Here is a 650-nt window from a genome sequence, read left to right on the forward strand (position 1 = left end):
GGGTCACCGCCCGCGACGACGGCCAGCGCGGCGGTGAGCCGGGCACCCGGCCGGCCTGCCACGTCGTCGAGGCGGGCCGAGGCCCAGCCGAACCGGTGGTACCTGGCGGACTTGTGTCCCACCATCGCGTCCAGCGTGTTCACGGCCCGGAACCCGGCCAGCCCGGGAACCCCGGCGACAGCGCCCCACACCAGCGCGCCCACCACGGCGTCGGAGGTGTTCTCGGCGACGGACTCCACGACGGCCCGCGCGATCTGCTGGGCGTCGAGAGACTGCGGGTCACGGCCGCACAGGTGCGGCAGCCGCTCCCGGGCCAGTTCGACGTCCCCGGCGGAGAGCGCCCGGCCGATGGCCCGCGCCTCCCGCGCCAACGACGTACCACCGACGACGGACCAGGTGGCGGCGGCGCCCAGCACGACGGAGGCACCCCGCCGCCCCAAGAGCCCAGCACGTCCGGCCACTCCGGCACCCGCAGGCTGGTGAGCCCCGCGTCCCCGCACCCCGCGCGCCACCAGCGCGCCCAGGCCCGCGGCGCCGCCCGCGCAGACCAGCGTGTGCAACGCGCCCCAGCCCCGGTGGTCCCGCCACAGAACGCGTTCCACGGCCCCCGCCGCCCGTCCGAACGCCGCGACCGGGTGGCCCCGGCGCGG

1 protein-coding gene is annotated in these 650 nt (G+C 78.5%); it reads right to left on the reverse strand.

The annotated features are described in order from the left end of the window. Positions 1–650 (reverse strand): cobalamin biosynthesis protein (locus GT042_RS33390; RefSeq protein ID WP_202534461.1); only part of this gene is annotated, 650 nt, incomplete at both ends.

The sequence above is a fragment of the Streptomyces sp. SID3212 genome, from assembly GCF_009865405.1.
GTDB lineage: Bacteria > Actinomycetota > Actinomycetes > Streptomycetales > Streptomycetaceae > Streptomyces.